Here is a 2,105-nt window from a genome sequence, read left to right as displayed (position 1 = left end):
GTGCATGCGGCCGCCGGCGGCATGGGGCTGCTTCTGACCCAGCTCATCACCCATCTCGGCGGCAGGGTGATCGGCACGACGTCGACCACGGCGAAGGCCGAGCTGGCGAAGCGTGCCGGGGCCGCCGAGGTGATCCTTTCCTCCGCAGTCGACGATCTCGCAGCCGAGGTGAGGCGGCTCAACGGCGGTCAGGGACTGCCGGTTGTCTTCGACGGCGTCGGCGCGCACACCTTCGATGCGAGCCTCGCCAGCCTGCGAACCCGCGGCCATCTCGTGCTCTTCGGCGCGGCAAGTGGTGCCGTGCCGCCGTTTGATCCGATTCGGCTCGCCCATGGCGGTTCGCTGACCCTGATCCGGCCCAGCCTCGGGGACTTCATCGCCGATCGGTCCGAACTGCTCCGACGGGCCGCCGATGTGTTCGAGTGGGTGCGCTCCAAGGCGCTTGAGGTCACCGTGACGGGCCGCTACGCGTTGTCCGAGGCCGCCCAGGCCCACAGCGATCTGGAGGCTCGCCGTACCACCGGCAAGCTGCTCGTCGTACCCGATGCGGCCGCTATTGGACGCCGCGAGGAGACGCAGAGCTGATCGCGGGTGACGAGGCGGGGATCTTGGAGACTGAGATGTCGAGGGCATGGCCGACCGTCATCGCCAGGATCCCCGACAGCGTCAGGCACCCGGCAGGCCAAGATCAAGTTCTGGCGGGTCTCTGGCGTATCCGGGCGGGACAGAACACCTAGCCCGCCACCCCGCCCCTGCCCCTCTCCCGCGCGGCCGCCCGCACCTGCGTCCGTACCGCTCCCATGCTCGCCGCGATCACCAGGGCGATCGCGAGCGCGTCGGTCAGCGACAGCGCCTGGCTGAGGATGAGGAAGCCGGCCGTCGCCGCGATGGCCGGTTCCAGGCTCATCAGGATGGCGAAGGTGGGGGCGGGCAGGCGGCGCAGGGCGAGGAGTTCGAGGGTGTACGGCAGGACGGACGACATCAGCGCGACCGCGAGGCCGAGGCCGATCGTCGAGGGTACGAGGAGCTTGTCGCCCGCCTCCGCGATGCCCAGCGGCAGGCTGAGGACGGCGCCGAAGGCCATCGCCAGCGCGAGTCCGTCCGCCTGCGGGAAACGGCGGCCCGTGCGTGCGCTGAAGACGATGTACGTGGCCCACATCGCGCCCGCCGCGAGCGCGAAGGCCGCGCCCAACGGGTCGAGACGGTCGAAGCCGCCGCCGCTGAGCAGGACGACCCCGCCGAGGGCGAGTCCGGCCCAGAGCAGGTTCATCAGCCGGCGGGAGGCGACCACCGAGAGGATCAGCGGGCCGAGGACCTCCAGGGTCACCGCGGCGCCCAGCGGAATCCGGTCGGCCGCTTGGTAGAAGAGGATGTTCATGCCCGCCATCGCCGCGCCGAAGGCGACGATCGTGCCCCAGTCCCCCCGGCCGTAGCCGCGGACCTTCGGGCGGCAGACGATCAGCAGGACGGCGGCGGCGAGCACGAGCCTCAGGGTGACGACGCCGAGGGCTCCGGCCCGGGGCATGAGGAGGACGGCGAGGGCCGAGCCGAACTGCACGGAGAGCCCGCCCGCGACGACGAGCGCGACGGGCCCGAAGCGGTGGCCCGCGAGCCCCTTGGTCCCGGGGCCGCCTCGGGCGCCGTCGGCGGGGGCAGCCGGCGACTCGGGGCCGACCGCGGTCCCCACCGGGCCCGCCTCCTTGACCGGACTGATGTCCACCGACTACTCCTCAAGTGTCCACTGCATTGAACTGTCAGTCCAGAATAATGCACCATCGGTCTACTGTCACCAGAGTTCCCCTCTCACGCTACGAGCCCCCGCGCGGCGCCGGAAATGCCGATTGCGCTGCGGTTATGCTCCGGACGCATGAGCATCGAGCTACGCCACCTCCGCTGCTTCCTCGCCATCGCCGAGGAATCCAGCCTCACCAGGGCGGCAGCCCGGCTCCACCTCACCCAACCCGCCGTGTCCCGCACGCTCGCCGCCCTGGAACACCACCTCGGGGCGCGGCTCGTGGACCGCTCCACGCACCACCTCGCCCTCACGGCCGAAGGCCGCGCCTTCCAGGACCGGGCCGCGGCGGCCCTCGCGGCGTTCGAGGCGG

General features: G+C 71.5%; 3 protein-coding genes. 2 read left to right on the top strand and 1 reads right to left on the bottom strand.

From position 1 onward, the window contains the following. A partial coding sequence (locus AOK00_RS18700; protein WP_254047411.1) for a zinc-binding dehydrogenase occupies window positions 1-585 on the top strand: 585 nt, incomplete at its 5' end. A gap of 148 nt (window positions 586-733) precedes the next feature. Here the strand turns inward: AOK00_RS18700 and AOK00_RS18695 are convergent. After that, window positions 734-1,687 (bottom strand): EamA family transporter, encoded by a 954-nt coding sequence (locus AOK00_RS18695; protein ID WP_055601448.1) that lies wholly within the window; start codon window positions 1,685-1,687, stop codon window positions 734-736. Window positions 1,688-1,867: 180 nt separating this feature from the next. On the opposite strand from AOK00_RS18695, the gene AOK00_RS18690 reads away from it, so the two are divergent. Beyond that, window positions 1,868-2,105 (top strand): LysR family transcriptional regulator (locus AOK00_RS18690; protein WP_159041797.1); only part of this gene is annotated, 238 nt, incomplete at its 3' end.

Source organism: Streptomyces aureus, from assembly GCF_001418135.1.
GTDB classification, from domain to species: domain Bacteria; phylum Actinomycetota; class Actinomycetes; order Streptomycetales; family Streptomycetaceae; genus Streptomyces; species Streptomyces aureus_A.
Note: the sequence above shows the minus strand (reverse complement) of the source record. Positions and strands in the feature narration are given on the sequence as shown.